Origin of the sequence: Pseudomonas sp. BF-RE-21, from assembly GCF_019947305.1 — a bacterium.
Taxonomy (GTDB): domain Bacteria; phylum Pseudomonadota; class Gammaproteobacteria; order Pseudomonadales; family Pseudomonadaceae; genus Aquipseudomonas; species Aquipseudomonas migulae.
Window position 1 is genome coordinate 1 of the sequence record NZ_JAGYGF010000035.1, and the last position, 17594, is coordinate 17594.

Consider the following 17594-nt stretch of genomic DNA (forward strand, 5'->3'; position numbering starts at 1 on the left):
GGTCCCGGTCCGATGTCACGCTCGCAATAATGAAAAACCCGGCACCAGGCCGGGTTTTGCTGTCACTGATCGTCGAATCAGTGGTGTTTGTTCTTGTGCTTATGCTTGTGTTTGTGCCCGTTGCCGGAATGGGAATCGCCGCTGTCAGTACCCAGGTTGTTGCCCAGCGCACCACCCGCTGCGCCGCCGAGGCCTGCGCCAATGGTCGAACCGGTCTTGCCGCCAATGCTGTTACCAATCACCGAGCCGCCCGCCGAGCCCAAACCACCACCGATCGCTGCTTCAGTGCGACTGCCTTTAGGTGCACCAACAGCGCTACCCGCCGCGCCGCCTACACCTGCGCCAATCGCGGCACCGGTGCTGCCGCCCATTTGCTGACCTACCACGTTACCCAATGCACCGCCGATACCACCGCCAACAGCAGCGGTGCCATCACCGGCAGCCATCGCACCTTGAGCAACCAAAAGTCCCAGAAACAATGTGGACAATGTCAAACGCATGATATGAACCTCTAATTCCGCATCGGGAGAAAAGAATTCGCTGCGGATGGGCGGAGTCTAGCACCTGCCCCCACTGAATCCGGCCAGCGATGACCGTTGGACAGCTAAAGATGCAAAAGCTGCGAAAGAGAAACAGCCAGATACAAAAAGCCCGGCATCAAGCCGGGCTTTTTGAGCGGATCGATCAGGATCAGTGGCCCTTGTGGCCCTTGCCCAGGTTGCTGCCCACGCCGCCGCCCAAAGCACCGCCCAGGCCTGCGCCGATGGTCGAACCGGTCTTTCCGCCCAGGCTGTTGCCGATTATCGAGCCGCCCGCAGCACCCACGCCGCCGCCAATGGCCGCTTTGGTGCGGCTGCCTTTGCGTGCTCCAACAGCACTGCCGGCGGCGCCCGCGACACCAGCACCAATCGCAGCGCCAGTGCTGCCGCCCATGCTTTGGCCGACCACATTACCCAGCGCGCCACCCAGACCGCCACCCAGTGCGGCAGTGCCGTCGCCAGCAGCCATTGCACCTTGAGCAACCAAAAGGCCCAGAACCAGAGCGGGCAGTGTTAAACGCATGACAAGAACCTCAAAAAATAGGGGGAAATCAAAAAGGGTCGAGATTGAATGCTTTAGCGGCGAGAAAGTCCAGACACACAGCCCCAACCTCACCATCGGCGACGGTTGGACAGCTTTTATGGAAAAGGTTTTATGACAGACAAAAAAAAGCCCGCTGGGGAGACGGGCCAGGTGTTGCTTTCTAACGGATGAGTTGAGATTACGTAAGGCCTTGTGAAAACTTTGTGAAAACCCAGGCCGAAAAACACACGCCGCCAAAAAGGTTGCAGGCATAAAAAACCCCGCTCAATGACGGGGTCTGGAGGGGATGGATTACTTCCTGACGGGTGCCGCAACCTTGGGTAAAAATTTCGCCTTCGGCCCTTGGGGCACCTGGGATTTCATTTTGCCAAGCTTGACCTGATCGTCACCGTAAGCCACCACATAGTCTGTCTGGCCACACCGCACGCTATTGTTGATTGGAAATTCAGCACCGTCGTCTTCGATATACGGATCAGCCATCTTTTCGCCCCTTTCAAAAGCGGGATCGATACCGGCAAGCCCTTTTGCCTGAAACATATCGACCACCAAGCTTTTGAGACTAGCCGGTCATTACCGGACTTGTAATTCAGATTCCCCAACACCCGACGAATGGCCCGCACGGCTTCCTACAAAACAAACACATGAACCGTTACCTGAATCACCTCAGTTTGACGGCCGTCCCGGTCACAAATACCACCACCATGCCGCCCTTGCCGGCCGGCATGCTGATCTCATAATCGAGCCCCACCACCGCATCGGCCTGCAGTGCCCGCGCCCGCTCCTTGATCTCGTCGGTGGCCTGAATCCGCGCCTCCTTCAATGCACGCTCCAATGTTTGAGAGCGCCCGCCGAAAAAATCCCGCATCCCGGCGAACATGTCGCGGATAACGTTGACCCCCTGCACCGACTCGGCGCTGACGATGTCGAGGTAAGCGGTGATCTGGCGGCCTTCGATGGCGTGGGTGGTGGTGGTGATCATGGGCATTCCTTCTTCATAAATAGTCACTCAAGGCCTGAAACCTCAATTATTGATACACAAAGAGATCCTCTGAAGAGTCCACCTCTCCCCACTCTCCAGTGTATGCAACGGCGTGTATCGGGACCCGCCCCGCGTCAATGACGTGTTGAAGCGTGTTCGTCATATGCACCTTGTCTCTTTGTTCCGGGGTCAAGGCCTGGCGAAGCCGGACGACCTCTGCCCACCCCTCAGGCGTGAAGCGTAGAAGCCCCATGTATTGGCCCTGAACATCATCGACTGAAGTCGGTTTGTTGCCGATTTCGGTCAAGGTGCCGGTGGAGGCAAGGCGGAACGTTTCGGCATCCAGTAACGGATCACCAAAGCGCTGTGTCCAGAGCGCCAGCCAGTTCGGGTCATAGGTGACGGCCAGGGAAGCCTTGCATGTCATTAACGACTGGACTGCTGCGGGGCTGTAAAAAATGTCGGAGTAACTCACGATGCACGGAGCATCCTGCAACCAGGCTTCAGCACACGCCAATGAGGAGACCATGTTGGTTTGCGCCCAGCGAGGATTATGGAACTCGATCAGCCCTTGGTCTGCCAACACCTCGCGCTTGTAGCCGGTCACGATGGCTATCTCGCTAATGCCTGCACCGCGCAGCGCCAAAAGTTGCCACTCCAGCAGTGTCTTGCCACGCAATTCGACCATGCATTTCGGACGTTCATCCGTGAGACTTTTCATGCGGCTGCCACGTCCGGCAGCCAGAATAATGGCTTTCACAACAGTCCTACCTCATGAAATGTCTTTATTAACCGAACAATTGCTTCAGTCGATGAACGTCGTGCGCAGCCCAGACGTCCTCTCGCTCCGGATGCCACATCCAGCCCTCCCAAGGGAGGTTGCGGTGCCGGATGGCTTCGATTTCCCCATCCCCACTGCACGCCAGGACCTCAAAACCTTCAGGGCAAGCGGCAAGCGAAAAACCGTGATAACTGTTCACCTCGGCAACGATTTTTCCTGACAGTTCATGCCGGGTTCGCACATGACCGTTCACCGCTTTCAGCTCGCCGCCCGACCAGTGCGCAATCATCTGCATGCCCCGGCAAATTCCAAGTACGGGCAGGCGCAGGGATCGTGCATGGGCAAGCAATCTGCCTTCAGTCAGGTCGCGCGCCGGACACTGGCCGATGTCATTTCCCCCCGAAAGCACGATGGCTTGTGGCGATACTGTGTGCAGCCAGTCATGCAGGGCGTCCTGAGTCAGCCGTCCGTCAGCGGTTTGCAGGCACAACCCGTTGGGTACCGGCACCGGCAAAAAGCCAGCATCCAGTAGAAAGCTGATCAGACGCTGGTCTATTGCATCGCGGCTTTCACCACGCTCGGGAAATACGTCCACACGCTGGCTGAGGGCAACGACTTTCATGCCAGCATCTCCACGCAGCGCCCCGGACAATCCAGGTGCAAGCGTTGAGCCGCCGACCAGCGCCGATAGAGGACTTCGCCGGCACCGATCACTGCCGGCAAGCCAAGTTCTCCTGCACGAATCGCCATGTGCGAGTTCGCGCCGCCCCAAGCCGTTATCAGCCCGGCAATCGGGTAGGCAAACAACCAATCGAACCCGGGATCCGCGTTGGGAATGCAGACAATCGCGCCGGCGAGTATTTCTCGGTCGTCACTGCCCACCACGGGGGCAGTCACCTGCTTCTGGGTGATGAAGTTGGGGGCTGTTTCCGGCCATTCAAAAGACCAGACATCCTCAGGCCGGGTGATCACCGGCGGTAACGATACCTTTAGTGTCTCTGCGTGGCGGGCCTTGCCCTGCTCAATGCTGCGCAACAGCACATCGCTCGTGTTGGCTGCCGCAACGTGCAGTTCCTTGAAGACACTGATGTCGCAATAGGCCATGTCTTCACGGCTGATGCCGTGCTGCGCCCCCACTTGCGCGATCAATGCCAGGGCATCCGAGAGATTGCGGGTGAAGTGGAACTTCGCCAGCTCGCGCAGTTCGATTCCTGCTTGCATGAAGTCCAGCAAGCCGACAGGGTCGGGCTGCAAGCCGTGTGATTCCAGTTGCTTCACGATTTCGCGCATTTGTGGAAGGGTCAGCGAAAACGGTTGTACGGGCTCCGGGACGGACGGGCGCTGAGTCCAGTCAAAGTAAAGTTCCGGCGCTTCATCGTAGCGAGGCGAAAGGATGTCGTAGGTGCCCGGGCGCAAGTGGCCGTAGCGCGCGAGGAACGTCGCCTTGTCCAATGTCGCGCGGTCACGCGCCAACTGGCCGCTGACAGTCGACACCCCACCCATGAAACAATCGTAGTCAGCCTGCGAGAGCACGCCCACCGTCATCAGGGATTTGAGCATCTGCACCGCGACGAAGCCGGCGCGGGCCAGACCGGCGAATGGCAGGGTCCCGTAGCGCTTGGCATCCTCCAGCAGCCAGTAAATCCGTTCCAAAGGGTCGGCGTTGGAGGCCAGCAATGCCTCACGTCGCGCATTCAGCGTATCGAGTTTGTTGGCATCAGCGCGCCACAAGCCATCCTTGGGATGGACGATGCGGTTGGTCAACTTGCGCAAACTGCTGCTGATGGCCTCCAGCTCATGCTCCAGGAAACCGGCACTGGCCAGGCGCTCCAGTCGCTGCGACAAATCCAGTGTGTAGCACGAGAACACAATCTCGAACTCCACTTTGTCGTGCAGCGTCGGCTCGGACAGCAGCCGATCGATATAGTGGTCGACCAGACGCCCCGCCAACCCCTCATCCAGGTCTGCCGGGATGAACGAGTTGAAAGACAATCGAACATCGATGTACGGCAGCCCGAAAAAATGCGGCATCAGCGGAAAGCTGCGCAAGTTGCGGTAGCCGTAATTATGGCGTTGATAGGCCCAGATCGAGTCAGTCACCAAATCCCGGTAAAGCGAAAGCGCCAGTGGTTTGGGACGGATACCGATAATTTCGGCCGGATTCCAGTCCGGCATCACACCATAAACGGTACGCTGGCCGATCAGGAACGGGTGCGGCCGCATGCCCCGCGCTACCTTGCGTTGAATATTTTCCAGCCGATCGGCTTGAGCTGCTTCGGATTCCGGGCGTGCTGGCAAAATCAGTGGTCGGGCTTGCAATAACCACAACACCTCGCCTTCAGCCTCCCGCGTGACAGCGAACTCACAGTCGACCGGTACCCCCTCGAACAACCCCAACAACTCTTCGAGCAAGGTCACGACGGGCAGCATATCTGGCGGTGGCGGCACTTTGCTGTGGGCCGCCTGCTGCCAAAGCCGGCCACCCAGACCGCCAGTGACAGAGGCGGTGTCACGGCCCTCCGTCCAGTTCACCACCCGATAGGGCGCACAGGTATTCGGGTCGTGGGAAAAGGCAACGCCGGACCGAACGACATTACTCAACATAGGTTGAATCAGAACTTCGTCTGCCTGGTTGGCATCGCCATAACTGGCGATGACCTGTTCAACCGCCGATTCCAACCCTGCTTCATTGACGTCAAGTACAGAGAGAAACGCCCCCGCACCGGATGCTTGTACGCCGTCTTCGCGCAGACAACTGGAGCGCACGATCCAGGGGCCGGCGTCCAAGCGTCCCTGAATGTCGCGTAAACAGGCTTGCCGGCCCACTTGCCAGTCCCTTACGGTGAAAGACAGCAACGGAGCAATGCGCGCCGAAGTCAGCCGCTCTTGCAGGCCGGCAAGCGTACCGGCCTTGGTGGAAAATCGCAGAGCCATCAGGATTATCTCAGCTGAGCAACCCAGATATTGGTTGAGTACGGAATCTGGATCGAGGCAGTCCCCAGGCCCTTCAAATAGTCATCGATTGCGCTAATCACCTCATGGAAATTCGCACCTGCCTGACGCTCAAGCGTTGCGTGAGAACGCCACGCCTCCAGACATTCTTCAATGGTTTGTTCGTGAATGACACGCGCATCAAGATGAACAACAGGACCGAATAGCGCACTGGCATCAATCACCGCAGTTTGATCTTCACGACGAGTACCGTAGCCGTAACCCTGAACCCGTTCTTTAATGATCGCTTCAATTCGGGCCTGGACAGGATCTTCAAGATGACGATGATTCCACATACAGGCGAACCAGCCTCGCGGCTTGAGAATGCGCGCGGTTTCCTTGAGAGCCTGCTCACGGTCACAGACATTGAAGGAACTGCCGAAAGTGACCATGTCGAAAGCTTGCGACTGCTGCCCTGTTACTTCGCCTGTTCCTTCATGCCAACTGACATGAGTCAGGTCCGCGGTACGCTTGATGCCATTCGCTCGCATCGCATCATTAGGTTCCACCGCAACAACGTCCAGGCCTCGCGCAGCCAACATTAAGGTCAGGTGCGCAACCCCGGCTCCAACGTCGCAGAACTTGTCGCCTTTCTCGGCGCCTGCAATCGAAAGCATTGCATCGATCGCAGCATCGGCGTAGTCAGGACGCTTCAAGTAAGCGTCAGCCAGTGTGGTGTAATCCCATTCCGTTTTCATACCAACTTCCTTTTATAAAAATGGTGCAGTAAGTCATCAGTCAACATAGATAGAGGGCGGTGGGGGTCGAACTCCACCACCCAGTCCGCCGCGCCCGGTTCATCAATCGACAAATCGAGCCCCGCGACGTTGTGCAACTCGCCCGCATCGAACCGGCGATAGATGCCCTTGGGATCCCGACGGCGCAGCTCCTCCATCGGCACCTTCAAATAGATTTCGAAATAACCAGGCAGGTGGGCACGGTTCCACGCATGAACTTCGCGGAACAGCGAAATCGTGGCGATCACCACCGTGAACCCCTGCGCCGCTATGACCCTGCATAAATGAGCGTATTGCATGGCCAGCGCCAACCGCCCTTCACGCCCGTGGTTTTGCGCATTGGCCGCACTTGCGCCAAACACATCACGCAGTTCATCTCCATCCAGCATGACAACCGGATGACCATCGCTTCTAAGCCTGGCAACAAGCTCATGGGCCAGCGTTGATTTACCGGCACCCGACAAACCGGTAATCCACACGACCTCGCCAATAGAGGTATTCATATCAACACTGGGAGCCTGGAAGTTACTCACGATCATTGCAGCGCTCTTTCAGGGTCGCTAATGAAATTGTCGTGAGCGCCCCCAAAAGAGTCGATCACACAGTAACGAAAACGGGACTCATGTCGGTTTTCAACCAACTCAAGAAACACCTCATCCGGATGATGAAGTCCGCTGTACTCTGAGTCGTAGAACTTCTTATAAATGAAGTACTTTTGCTCTGAAGTAAGCAGTTTAAATCCAAGCACCATATCCTTAAGCTCATCGCCATTTTTAGCGATCGGCAACAAGCCCTCCATCTGTTCCAACCAGGCTTCGACGATTGGACTGCTATCGTGACCCACTGGAACATAATAAATCGGCAGCTTGCACGTATTCAGCATAAAGGACACACCACCACTGGAGGCATCAGTGATGATCGTGTCACATATCCGATAGAAGTCTTTACTGCTGCCTTTAGTATCGTCAATTGAAACCCATGGGTACCGGGCAAGTTGCTCACACAACTCTTTTACATAGGGACGATCAAAATCCGTCATATACGGTCGAAAAATAATCTTTGCATGAGGAATCTGGGATTTCACTGAGTTAATGACCACCTCCATGTTTTCAAACAGAGAAGCGCCACTCGGGCAAATACCTATCTGGGTAGGCAGAAGGCCAACAACATACTCCTCGGACATGCACCGAAACTCAGGGGGAGCGCTGAACATGTCGGGAATTTTGATGGGCAGTACGGATACTGCGCTAGTGTTTCGAAGGTCCGTACGTGATCGGTCCGGTTCAAGTTCCAGACGCAAGGCGACTCTGTCTCGCCTGAAGTAGTACATGCCTGTTTTAATCAAATCAAAAAGCGATCTGGAGGAGGAAACAATTGCATCCCAATAGGATGTCCAGCCGGAACAGTAGTAAACATCCGCGAGGGGCATCCCTACATTGCCGTGCGCAATAAAAATGGTGAAGTTTGATTCATCAAGTAATTTCCCGATAGAAGCATCGTTCGAAATAATTACTTGTGATTTCAGTTTTCCAATATCATCCAGTCCCACCTCATCAACTGGACAGCCTAGAAACTGTTCCGCTTCAAACTTGCTGACACCGACAATATTTGTCTGAAGCACAATACAGTTGTAGTGATTGCGAAGAGCATTTAGCGCTGGCAGCAAGTACTCAAGATAGGTTTTTCCGCCATTATTGACGTTACTGATCAAATAAACGCTTTGCATATAAAACGCGCACCTTCAAAGCTGTCCCAGGCAAGCCAGGCTTAGGCCAAGTAAACGCGCAAAAAAGGGGAAAGCATTTGATCCTGCCTAAGTGCATATCCCTTTCGCACGTGTACATCCTTGTTGTTAAGCGAATCAGACTAAAGTCGTATTAATTTTCATTGAAAATCAATAGTAAAGCTTTGATCCTGATCACATAAACCGCGCCAATATATCATACGCTGGCAAATTGACACCCCACCAGGCGAGCATTTTTTACCCTTGGCGCGGCCAACGTGCCGCCTCGAAATCCAGACACCCAGAAACCACAAAACCCCTGATTTCTTTCGAAATCAGGGGTTCTGGTTACATCGAATTTGGCGGTGAAGGAGAGATTCGAACTCTCGATACAATTTCTTGTATACACACTTTCCAGGCGTGCTCCTTAAGCCACTCGGACACTTCACCGTATCTCTTCAAACATATTCTGTCTGTCGAGGCGCGCTAATGTAGTCGAAAGCTTTTCTGATGGCAAACTTTTTTTGCAGAATTTTCATGTGCTTAGCGGTTTGGAGGTTCCGGGAGCATTCCGGGCCATGGCAAACCTGCCAATCTCTGGCTTCGCGCTCTCCTATATAGAGAGGGGAATGCACGGCGGGAGCGGCGAGCTACGCTTGCCCGGCGGGGAAAGGGTGACTGGCGGGTCAGTCACGGCGCTTTACCTGGCCTGCGGCGGTGGGTAACGTCTGCCCCAACTTTCATACAAGGAATAGCGTCATGAGTGAGTTGATTTCCTACCACCTCGAAGACGGTATCGCGACCCTGACCTTGAGCAACGGCAAGGTCAATGCCATCTCTCCGGACGTGATTGCTGCGTTTAACGCTGCGCTGGATCAGGCAGTGACTGATCGCGCAGTGGTGATCATCACCGGTACGCCAGGAATTCTGTCGGGCGGTTATGACCTGAAGGTGATGACAGCAGGCCCTAAAGAAGCCGTATCGCTGGTGACGGCTGGCTCGACATTGTCCCGTCGTCTGTTGTCGCACCCGTTTCCGGTGATTGTTGCGTGCCCTGGGCATGCAGTGGCCAAGGGCGCGTTCCTGTTGTTGTCGGCGGATTACCGCATTGGTGTCGACGGCCCGTTCAGCATTGGCCTGAACGAAGTGCAGATCGGCATGACCATGCACCACGCCGGCATTGAGATCGCCCGTGATCGCCTGAGCAAGGCAGCGCTGCATCGTTCGGTGATCAACGGTGAGATGTTCAACCCGAAGAGTGCCGTGGATGCCGGTTTCCTCGACTTGGTGGTGTCGCCAGAAGAACTGCAAGGCGCGGCGCTGGCAGCGGCTCGTCAGTTGAAGAAGATCAACATGACCGCCCACAAGAACACCAAGCTGAAAGTGCGCAAGGCACTGCTGGACACCCTGGACAACGCAATCATCCAGGATCAGGAGCATTTGGGTTAACCCAAAGATGCTGCACCGAAAGCCCGACCATCGTGTCGGGCTTTTTCATACACGCTCTGTGGAAAAGTCTACAACCCCTCTAGAACAGATCTGACCAACTAGTCGGAAACATGCGCTCAAACATCGGCTATCTCCTACCTCTATAGAGGCAATTGCCGAAAACAGTGCACATCCGTACACTGCGCCACCTTTTGTCCCGGTGGGGCCTGTAAATGCTGTTCGTGTTTCGTATGTTATTGATGGGCCTGCACTTTATTCTCGCTGGTGTGCTGGGAGTGATTCTGGGGCTGTTTCGCCCGTTCAACCCGGACAACAGCCGTTTGTGCGCGCGCCTCTATGCGTGGCCGGCAATGTGCATTTTGCGTTTGCGAGTGAAGGCCGACGTCGGGCCATTGATGGACAAACCCGAGAGCTGCGTGATCATCGCCAACCACCAGTCCAACTATGACTTGTTTGTTTTCGGCAACGTGGTGCCCCGCCGCACCGTGTGCATCGGCAAGAAGAGCCTGAAGTGGGTGCCGTTGTTCGGTCAGCTGTTCTGGTTGGCCGGTAATGTGTTGATCGACCGTGGCAATGCGCACAAGGCGCGCCAGTCGATGCTGACCACCACGCACACCTTGCAACATGAAGACACCTCGATCTGGGTGTTCCCGGAAGGCACGCGCAATCTCGGCGAAGACCTGCTGCCCTTCAAGAAAGGCGCGTTCCAGATGGCGATCGCGGCGGGCGTGCCGATCGTCCCGGTGTGTGTCAGCAGTTACGTCAAACACATGCGATTGAACCGCTGGCGCAGTGGGAAAATTCTGATCCGTTCTTTGCCGGCCATTCCAACTGCCGGACTGAGCCTGGACGACATGCCGCTGCTGATCGCCCAATGCCGCGAGCAGATGCGCGAGTGCATCGCCTCGATGGATCGGCAACTGCAAGCCGCATGAAACAAAACCCGCCTTGTGCGGGTTTTCTTTTGCCTGCGAACTTTTGCCTTCGAACTCTGCAGATTTCACTGACTCTCAAGCGGTATAGAAGGATAAGCTGAACACTGCCTGCTACTAATAAGAAGTGAAGCTGAATCATGGGTAGAGTTGTTGCTGCTGCGGTTTACAGCGCTGGTAAGAAGGTCACCAATATCACCCTCGACGAAGGCGCTGCCTGGGCCGCCAAGCCTGGTCACTTTGTCTGGATCGGCCTCGAAGAGCCGAATGCCCAGGAGCTGTTCAATCTGCAACGCCAGTTCAACCTGCACGAACTGGCCATTGAAGACGCCCTGGAAAAACACAGTCGACCGAAGTTGGAAACCTTTGGCGATGCGCTGTTTATCGTCACGTATTCGCCGATCCGCCATGAAGGAAAGCTTGAGTTCATCGAGACTCATATCTTTGCCGGCAACGGTTACATCATTACTGCGCGTAACGGTCATTCGGCGTCCTACGCTTATGTCCGCCAGCGTTGTGAGGCGCGTCCACTGTTGCTGGAGCACGGGGAAGATTTCGTACTCTATGCCATCCTCGATTTTGTGATTGAAAACTATCAGCCGATGGGCGAAGCGATCCATGCAGAGATCGATGAGCTGGAACGTAACGTCATGTGCAGCTCCCTGAACGAGCGCGACATTCAAAAACTCCACAGTCTGCGCCGCGATGTATTGCGTTTGCGGCGGTACGCGGCGCCGATGGTGGAAATCGGTGAGGAGCTGCAGAAGCTGAGTTTTCCGTTCATCGACAAGAACATGCGCCCGTACTTCCGCGATGTGCAGATCCATGTGACCCGGCAGATGGAAGACCTGACGACCCTGGCAGACATTGCCAGCCAGACCATTGAAGTCGGGGTGTTGCTGGAGGCGTCACGGCAGAGCGTGGTGCAGCGCAAGTTTGCGGCGTGGGCGGCGATTCTGGCGTTCCCGACGGCAGTGGCCGGGATCTACGGGATGAACTTCCAGAACATGCCGGAGCTGACCTGGCATTACGGGTATTTCGCGGTGCTGGGGTTTATTGCGGTGGGGTGTGTGAGTTTGTGGGCGAGTTTCAAGAAGTCGGGGTGGTTGTAAACAACACAATCGCTGGCAAACCAGCTCCTACAGGGAACCGTGTACCCCTTGTAGGAGCTGGCTTGCCAGCGATGCTTTTCAGCTTCAAACAGTTTCTGGTTTATGCGCCACAAACCGCATCATCCACTCCGCAACGGTTGCGCCATGATGCTCATGCTCAAGGCTCGCCATGCCCTTGGTATACACCTGCTCGCCCAACGCTTCCTGACGAATATCCAGCAAGGCTCGCGAGTAATCGTGAATGAATTCCGGGTGCCCCTGGAAGCACAACACCTGGTCGTTGATGTGGTACGCGGCAAACGGACAGAAATCGCTGGAAGCGATGACCGTGGCGTTTTCCGGCAGCGACGTCACCTGGTCCTGGTGGCTGATCAATAACGTCAACTCTTCGCGCACCGGGCTCATCCACGGTGCCTTGGCGGCGAGTTTGTAACTGTGGGTGCCGACGCCCCAGCCCTGGGTCGCACGCTCGCTCTTGCCGCCCAGCAGCAGCGCCAGCAACTGATGGCCGAAGCACACGCCCAGCAGTTTGTCACCGCGTTCGTAGCGGGTCAGCAGGTAAGCCTTGAGGGTTTGAATCCACGGGTCGGTGCCGAAGGAATCGGCCTTGCTGCCGGTGACGAGATAGGCGTCGAAGGCCTCATCATCGCTGGGGTATTCGCCCTGCATCACGTTGTAGACAGTGAACTCGGCCGCGATGGGTTGTTGCGAAAACAGACGCTGGAACATCTGCCCGTAACCCTGATATTGATCGACCAGTTCCGGACGCAGGATGTCGGTTTCCAGAATGCAGATGCGTAACGACATAAAAAATACCTGACACGTGATGGGAATAATGCACACCCCAGAGCCTGCCTCGAAACACCGTCCCAAGGCAAGCCCCACGAGTCGTCATCGGTCCCTTAAAACACCTCCCCTTTGGCCGCTTTCTCCAGCAGCAGCGCGGGTGGCGCGAACCGTTCGCCGTACTGCTCGGCCAGGTATTGCGCACGCGCGACGAAGTCCTTCACGCCGTACTGGTTGATGAACTGCAGCGCGCCGCCGGTCCAGGCCGCGAAACCAATGCCGAAGATCGAGCCGACGTTGGCATCCGCAGTCGAGGTCAGCACGCCCTCCTCCACGCAACGCACGGTTTCAATGGCTTGCACGAACAGCAGGCGATCACGCACGTCCTTTGGTGAAATCTGCCCGTCAGCCTTCTCGAAACGGCTTTTCAGCCCTGGCCACAAGTGCTTCTGGCCGCCGGCCGGGTATTCGTAGAAACCACCGCCTGCCGCTTTGCCCGGACGCTTGTATTCGTTGAGCAACAAGTCAATCACGGCAAACGCCGGGTGCTCAATCAGTGGTTTCCCTTCCGCTTGCAGGTCTTTGGCCGTTTGCTGGCGGATATGGCTCATGAGGCTGAGGGAAACTTCGTCGGAGATCGCCAGAGGCCCGATGGGCATGCCCGCCTTGCGCGCTTCGGTCTCGATCATCGCTGCGCTCACGCCTTCGCCGAGCATGGCAATGCCTTCGTTGGTGAAGGTGCCGAACACTCGTGACGTGAAGAAGCCACGGCTGTCGTTGACCACAATCGGGGTTTTCTTGATTTGCAGGACGAAATCGAAACCGCGGGCCAGGGTTTCGTCGCTGGTGTGGGCGCCTTTGATGATTTCCACCAAGGGCATTTTTTCCACGGGGCTGAAGAAATGCAGGCCGATGAATTTGCTCTGATCCGGTACCGCGGTGGCGAGCCCGCTGATGGGTAAGGTCGAGGTGTTGGAAGCGATCACCGCGTCCGGGCCGACGACCTGTTGCGCGGCTGAAGAGACTTTGGCTTTCAGTTCGCGGTCTTCGAACACGGCTTCAATGATCAGGTCGCATCCGGCCAGATCGGCGTCACTTTCAGTGGTTTTGATCCGTGCCAGCACTGCGTCCCGTTGTTCGATGCTCAACTGCCCCCGGGCAACTTTCTTGTCCAGCAACGCCGCCGAATGAGCCTTGCCCTTTTCCGCCGCAGCGAGGTTGATGTCTTTGAGCACCACTTCGATACCGGCCGAGGCGCTGACAAAGGCAATGCCGGCTCCCATCATCCCCGCGCCCAGAACCCCCACGCGACGCGTCACGTAAGGTGCAAACCCTTGAGGTCGCGAACCGCCAGCATTGATTTCGTTGAGCTGGAACCAGAACGTGCCGATCAGGTTCTTCGAGATCTGGCCGGTGGTCAGTTCGGTGAAGTAACGGGTTTCGATCAGGTGCGCCGTGTCGAAATCCACCTGAGCGCCTTCCACTGCGGCGCAAAGAATCTTCTCTGGTGCGGGCATGCAGCCCTGGGTTTTCGTGCGCAGGATCGACGGCGCAATGGCCAGCATCTGCGCGACTTTCGGGTTCGACGGCGTACCGCCCGGAATCTGATAGCCCTTCACATCCCAACGTTGCACCGCTGTCGGGTTGGCCAGAATCCAGGCGCGCGCCTTGCTCAGCAGCTCATCGTGATCCAGCGCCAACTCATCGATCAAGCCCGCCTGCAAGGCTTGTTGCGCACGGACTTTCTTGCCTTCAAGCAGATACGGCAGGGCTTTTTCCAGACCGAGCATCCGCACCATGCGCACTACCCCGCCACCGCCCGGCAACAGGCCGAGGGTGACTTCCGGCAGGCCGAGTTGCACCGATGAATTGTCCAGCGCCACGCGGTGATGACAGGCCAGGCAGATTTCCCAACCTCCCCCCAGCGCAGCGCCGTTGATTGCGGCGACCACCGGTTTGCCCAGGGTTTCCAGGGTGCGCAGTTGGCCCTTCAGCGTCAGCACCATGTCGTAGAACGCCTTGGCTTCAGGCTTGCCGACCTTGATCAGTTCATTGAGGTCGCCGCCGGCGAAGAAGGTCTTCTTCGCCGAGGTGATGATCACGCCGGCGATGCTGTCTTTCTCGGCAACCAGTCGGGCGACGCAAGCGGCCATGGCCTCGCGGTAGACCGCGTTCATGGTGTTGGCGCTCTGGCCCGGCATGTCGATGGTCAGGACGACGATCTGGTCCTGCCCTTTTTCGTAACGAATGGCTTCAGTCATGAAGAGAATTCCTTGAAATCGTGGCTCAGAGGCGTTCGATGATGGTGGCAATACCCATGCCGCCGCCGACGCACAGGGTCGCGAGGCCAAAGCGCAGGCGCCGGGTTTCCAGTTCATCGAGCAGCGTGCCGAGGATTGCGCAGCCTGTAGCGCCCAGCGGATGCCCCATGGCGATGGAGCCGCCATTGACGTTGACCTTGTCCGGGTCGATGGCCATGTCCTTGATGAACTTCAACACGACGGAAGCAAACGCCTCGTTGACCTCGAACAGGTCGATGTCTTCGACCCGCAGCCCGGCCTTGGCCAGCGCTTTGCGGGTGGCCGGTGCCGGGCCGGTGAGCATGATCGTCGGATCGGTGCTGGTGACCGCCGTGGCGACGATTCGCGCCCGTGGCTGCAAGCCCAGTGCACGTCCCTTGGCTTCGGAGCCGATCAGCATCAACGCCGCGCCATCGACGATCCCCGAACTGTTGCCCGGCGTGTGCACGTGGTTGATCCGCTCCACGTGGCTGTAGACCCGCAATGCCGTGGCGTCGAAACCCATTTGCCCCATCATCTCGAAGCTCGGCTTGAGTTTGCCCAGGCCTTCCAGGGTGGAGTCGGCGCGGATGAACTCATCGTGATCGAGCAAAATGATGCCGTTCTGATCCTGCACCGGCACCAGCGATTTGCTGAACGAACCGTCGGCCCGCGCCCGCGCCGCTTTTTGCTGGGAGTGCAGCGCGTAGGCATCGACGTCCTGGCGGCTGAAGCCTTCGAGGGTGGCGATCAGATCGGCGCCGACGCCTTGCGGGGTGAAATGGCTGTGCAAATTGGTTTCCGGGTCCAGCGCCCAGGCGCCGCCATCGCTGCCCATCGGCACCCGTGACATCGACTCGACGCCACCGACCACCACCAGGTCTTCGAAGCCGGAACGCACTTTCATCGCCCCGAGGTTGACGGCCTCCAGCCCTGACGCGCAGAAGCGGTTGATTTGCACGCCCGCGACGCTGACGTCCCAATCGGCCACCTGTGCGGCCGTTTTGGCGATGTCCGCACCTTGATCGCCAACCGGCGTCACACAGCCCAACACCACGTCGTCGACCTGACTGGTGTCCAGCGCCGTGCGCTGTTGCAGCGCCTTGAGCAACCCCGCCACCAGGTTCACCGGTTTGACACTGTGCAATGCACCATCGGACTTGCCCTTGCCACGGGGCGTGCGTAACGCGTCGAAAATCAAAGCTTGGGTCATGACGTCCTCGAACCTGGCGGTGAAAATACTGAGCCCTCACCTTATGCCGAGCCACCGCCGATTCAATGACCGCAATGCTCACTGACGTTGACGGACACGCTCAGACGGACGGTAGTGTGCTACCGGATTGATCGTTTCAGGACACCGAGATGTCTAGCAAAAGGGCGGCAAAGAAGCTGGCAATAGGCCTCATGCCTTTTTTAAAGCAATAAGTGCGCACTCCATACGAAAGGGATCTAAGTCACGAGTGACGCGGGCCCTAAGGTGAACATATGCGAAGTTGTCGTCGGGTTTTGCCGAGGCGCTCGCCTTACAGGAAGTGCAACGCTCTGCCGTCATGGAGATATGCAGGCAGGCATCAGGAAATAACAAAAAAGGCGGTCAAGCCATGTTCAAACATTCGAAAGTACGTCAAGCCGGGCTCATTCTTTTCGCTACTACGTTGCTGTTGATTTTGCCGAACCTGACGAAGGTGATCGGCTGAGTCTTTATTAAAAAATCGGCGCACAGTTTCCATCGCCTCTTAAAAATGTGACTGGCTCGCTACCCGGGCCGGCGTGGGTGTGCCAACCTTTGCGGCACTTCCACGACATGGACGGCGATCTGTTGAAAACGCTCATTCTGCTCGGGGCCTTGCTGTTCGGCTCGCCCCTTTATGCCGCACAGCTGAACCTGGAGCTGGGCGCACACAGCCGCACCTGGCAGACCGAGGAGTTGCTCAAGCATCCTCTGGTTCAGACCATCACCATTACCAACGACGTTTCCTACAAACGGGACATGAGCTATCGCGCCGTGCCCCTGGCGGCGTTGTTGAGCGGCATCAAGCCTGACGATCACCTGCAAGCTGTGGCACTGGATGGTTTTGCTGCCGAACTGGCTGCCGCGCCGTTACTCAACAGCCAAGGTGCGCGAGCGTGGCTGGCGATTGAAGACCCGACAAAACCGTGGCCGGCGCTGTCGGCAGACAAGCCGAGTGCCGGGCCGTTTTATCTGGTATGGACGGATCCTCAGGCGGGCAATATCAGTCCCGAGCAATGGCCCTTTCAAGTGGCTGACATCAAACGCATGGCGCCGGTGGCCGAGCGCTTCCCTGCCCTGCTGCCGGATCCGGCGCTGAAGGCGAACGACCCGGTGAATGTGGGGTTTGCGCTGTTCCAGAAGAACTGTCTGGCGTGTCATCGATTGAACGGTGCCGGGGATGCGCAGTTCGGGCCGGATCTGAACATTCCGTTTAACCCGACCGAGTATTTCGGGGCGGACTTTTTGAAGCGCTACATCCGCGATCCGCAGAGTTTGCGGCAGTGGCCGCAGGCGAAGATGCCGGGGTTTTCGGCGGCGGTTTTGCCGGATGGGGATCTGGAGATGTTGGTGGGGTATTTGAAGCACATGGCCGGGCGCAAAACCAAGCCCTGACACTATTTCCATGTGGGAGCGAGCCTGCTCGCGATGACGGTGGCACATTCAACATGAATGTGACAGACAGACCGCTATCGCGAGCAGGCTCGCTCCCACAGGTTTTTGCGGCGAAC

General features: G+C 57.1%; 17 protein-coding genes and 1 tRNA gene. 4 read left to right on the top strand and 14 right to left on the bottom strand.

Going from position 1 to position 17594, the window contains the following annotated elements:
- Positions 1 to 77: 77 nt before the first annotated feature.
- The 11 genes from KGB25_RS20305 to KGB25_RS20355 all read right to left on the bottom strand — a co-directional run bounded on the left by KGB25_RS20305 (position 78) and on the right by KGB25_RS20355 (position 8744).
- Positions 78 to 500: a glycine zipper domain-containing protein gene (locus KGB25_RS20305; protein WP_008027332.1), complete on the bottom strand. Its 423-nt coding sequence runs from the start codon at positions 498 to 500 to the stop codon at positions 78 to 80.
- Positions 501 to 690: 190 nt separating this feature from the next.
- The gene (locus KGB25_RS20310; protein ID WP_008027331.1) at positions 691 to 1062 is read right to left on the bottom strand and encodes a hypothetical protein; all 372 of its coding nucleotides are present in this window, start codon (positions 1060 to 1062) and stop codon (positions 691 to 693) included.
- Between the two features lie 312 nt (positions 1063 to 1374).
- Entirely contained in the window at positions 1375 to 1563 is a 189-nt protein-coding gene (locus tag KGB25_RS20315) for a hypothetical protein (protein WP_032828671.1), read from the bottom strand.
- Between the two features lie 178 nt (positions 1564 to 1741).
- Positions 1742 to 2062, bottom strand: a complete 321-nt coding sequence (locus KGB25_RS20320) for a YbjQ family protein (protein ID WP_008027329.1) — start codon at positions 2060 to 2062, stop codon at positions 1742 to 1744.
- Between the two features lie 46 nt (positions 2063 to 2108).
- Complete coding sequence (locus KGB25_RS20325) at positions 2109 to 2822, bottom strand: phosphocholine cytidylyltransferase family protein (protein ID WP_223436437.1); 714 nt, start codon at positions 2820 to 2822, stop codon at positions 2109 to 2111.
- 28 nt (positions 2823 to 2850) lie between these two features.
- Entirely contained in the window at positions 2851 to 3465 is a 615-nt protein-coding gene (locus tag KGB25_RS20330; RefSeq protein WP_207286650.1) for a gamma-glutamyl-gamma-aminobutyrate hydrolase family protein, read from the bottom strand.
- Positions 3462 to 5777 carry a PEP-utilizing enzyme gene (locus KGB25_RS20335; protein ID WP_223436439.1) on the bottom strand — a complete coding sequence of 772 codons (2316 nt, stop codon included), beginning with the start codon at positions 5775 to 5777 and terminating at the stop codon, positions 3462 to 3464. The genes KGB25_RS20330 and KGB25_RS20335 overlap by 4 nt, the downstream gene beginning before the upstream one ends.
- A gap of 5 nt (positions 5778 to 5782) precedes the next feature.
- Positions 5783 to 6532, bottom strand: coding sequence for a class I SAM-dependent methyltransferase (locus KGB25_RS20340; RefSeq protein WP_192416939.1), 750 nt, complete (start codon positions 6530 to 6532; stop codon positions 5783 to 5785).
- Positions 6529 to 7110, bottom strand: coding sequence for an adenylyl-sulfate kinase (locus tag KGB25_RS20345; protein ID WP_207286653.1), 582 nt, complete (start codon positions 7108 to 7110; stop codon positions 6529 to 6531). The genes KGB25_RS20340 and KGB25_RS20345 overlap by 4 nt, the downstream gene beginning before the upstream one ends.
- Entirely contained in the window at positions 7107 to 8297 is a 1191-nt protein-coding gene (locus KGB25_RS20350; protein ID WP_223436441.1) for a hypothetical protein, read from the bottom strand. Before KGB25_RS20350 ends, KGB25_RS20345 begins: the two co-directional genes overlap by 4 nt.
- Before the next feature lie 357 nt (positions 8298 to 8654).
- Positions 8655 to 8744, bottom strand: a tRNA-Ser gene (locus KGB25_RS20355).
- Between the two features lie 309 nt (positions 8745 to 9053).
- Here KGB25_RS20355 and KGB25_RS20360 point away from each other — a divergent pair.
- From KGB25_RS20360 to KGB25_RS20370, 3 genes are all read left to right on the top strand, one after another.
- The gene (locus KGB25_RS20360; protein WP_008027327.1) at positions 9054 to 9743 is read left to right on the top strand and encodes a crotonase/enoyl-CoA hydratase family protein; all 690 of its coding nucleotides are present in this window, start codon (positions 9054 to 9056) and stop codon (positions 9741 to 9743) included.
- Between the two features lie 212 nt (positions 9744 to 9955).
- Positions 9956 to 10678 carry a 1-acylglycerol-3-phosphate O-acyltransferase gene (locus KGB25_RS20365; RefSeq protein ID WP_008027326.1) on the top strand — a complete coding sequence of 241 codons (723 nt, stop codon included), beginning with the start codon at positions 9956 to 9958 and terminating at the stop codon, positions 10676 to 10678.
- Between the two features lie 137 nt (positions 10679 to 10815).
- Positions 10816 to 11787: a magnesium and cobalt transport protein CorA gene (locus KGB25_RS20370; protein ID WP_008027325.1), complete on the top strand. Its 972-nt coding sequence runs from the start codon at positions 10816 to 10818 to the stop codon at positions 11785 to 11787.
- 84 nt (positions 11788 to 11871) lie between these two features.
- Here the strand turns inward: KGB25_RS20370 and KGB25_RS20375 are convergent, their stop codons facing one another.
- From KGB25_RS20375 to KGB25_RS20385, 3 genes are all read right to left on the bottom strand, one after another.
- Entirely contained in the window at positions 11872 to 12594 is a 723-nt protein-coding gene (locus KGB25_RS20375; RefSeq protein ID WP_008027324.1) for an amidotransferase, read from the bottom strand.
- Between the two features lie 95 nt (positions 12595 to 12689).
- Positions 12690 to 14834, bottom strand: coding sequence for a 3-hydroxyacyl-CoA dehydrogenase NAD-binding domain-containing protein (locus KGB25_RS20380; RefSeq protein WP_223436443.1), 2145 nt, complete (start codon positions 14832 to 14834; stop codon positions 12690 to 12692).
- A 25-nt stretch (positions 14835 to 14859) separates the two neighbouring features.
- Entirely contained in the window at positions 14860 to 16065 is a 1206-nt protein-coding gene (locus tag KGB25_RS20385; RefSeq protein ID WP_008042192.1) for an acetyl-CoA C-acetyltransferase, read from the bottom strand.
- A gap of 591 nt (positions 16066 to 16656) precedes the next feature.
- Between KGB25_RS20385 and KGB25_RS20390 the strand changes: the two genes are divergently transcribed.
- Positions 16657 to 17478, top strand: a complete 822-nt coding sequence (locus tag KGB25_RS20390) for a c-type cytochrome (protein WP_223436464.1) — start codon at positions 16657 to 16659, stop codon at positions 17476 to 17478.
- Positions 17479 to 17594: the final 116 nt, after the last annotated feature.

What these genes read in the sequence shown, in the direction of transcription:
- KGB25_RS20370 (WP_008027325.1), top strand. Translation starts at nt 10,816, where the DNA reads ATGGGTAGAGTTGTTGCTGCTGCGGTTTACAGCGCTGGTAAGAAGGTC.
- KGB25_RS20360 (WP_008027327.1), top strand. Translation starts at nt 9,054, where the DNA reads ATGAGTGAGTTGATTTCCTACCACCTCGAAGACGGTATCGCGACCCTG.
- KGB25_RS20305 (WP_008027332.1), bottom strand. Translation starts at nt 500, where the DNA reads ATGCGTTTGACATTGTCCACATTGTTTCTGGGACTTTTGGTTGCTCAA.
- KGB25_RS20335 (WP_223436439.1), bottom strand. Translation starts at nt 5,777, where the DNA reads ATGGCTCTGCGATTTTCCACCAAGGCCGGTACGCTTGCCGGCCTGCAA.
- KGB25_RS20385 (WP_008042192.1), bottom strand. Translation starts at nt 16,065, where the DNA reads ATGACCCAAGCTTTGATTTTCGACGCGTTACGCACGCCCCGTGGCAAG.
- KGB25_RS20340 (WP_192416939.1), bottom strand. Translation starts at nt 6,532, where the DNA reads ATGAAAACGGAATGGGATTACACCACACTGGCTGACGCTTACTTGAAG.
- KGB25_RS20315 (WP_032828671.1), bottom strand. Translation starts at nt 1,563, where the DNA reads ATGGCTGATCCGTATATCGAAGACGACGGTGCTGAATTTCCAATCAAC.
- KGB25_RS20330 (WP_207286650.1), bottom strand. Translation starts at nt 3,465, where the DNA reads ATGAAAGTCGTTGCCCTCAGCCAGCGTGTGGACGTATTTCCCGAGCGT.
- KGB25_RS20365 (WP_008027326.1), top strand. Translation starts at nt 9,956, where the DNA reads ATGCTGTTCGTGTTTCGTATGTTATTGATGGGCCTGCACTTTATTCTC.
- KGB25_RS20350 (WP_223436441.1), bottom strand. Translation starts at nt 8,297, where the DNA reads ATGCAAAGCGTTTATTTGATCAGTAACGTCAATAATGGCGGAAAAACC.
- KGB25_RS20345 (WP_207286653.1), bottom strand. Translation starts at nt 7,110, where the DNA reads ATGATCGTGAGTAACTTCCAGGCTCCCAGTGTTGATATGAATACCTCT.
- KGB25_RS20375 (WP_008027324.1), bottom strand. Translation starts at nt 12,594, where the DNA reads ATGTCGTTACGCATCTGCATTCTGGAAACCGACATCCTGCGTCCGGAA.
- KGB25_RS20320 (WP_008027329.1), bottom strand. Translation starts at nt 2,062, where the DNA reads ATGATCACCACCACCACCCACGCCATCGAAGGCCGCCAGATCACCGCT.
- KGB25_RS20310 (WP_008027331.1), bottom strand. Translation starts at nt 1,062, where the DNA reads ATGCGTTTAACACTGCCCGCTCTGGTTCTGGGCCTTTTGGTTGCTCAA.
- KGB25_RS20380 (WP_223436443.1), bottom strand. Translation starts at nt 14,834, where the DNA reads ATGACTGAAGCCATTCGTTACGAAAAAGGGCAGGACCAGATCGTCGTC.
- KGB25_RS20390 (WP_223436464.1), top strand. Translation starts at nt 16,657, where the DNA reads ATGGACGGCGATCTGTTGAAAACGCTCATTCTGCTCGGGGCCTTGCTG.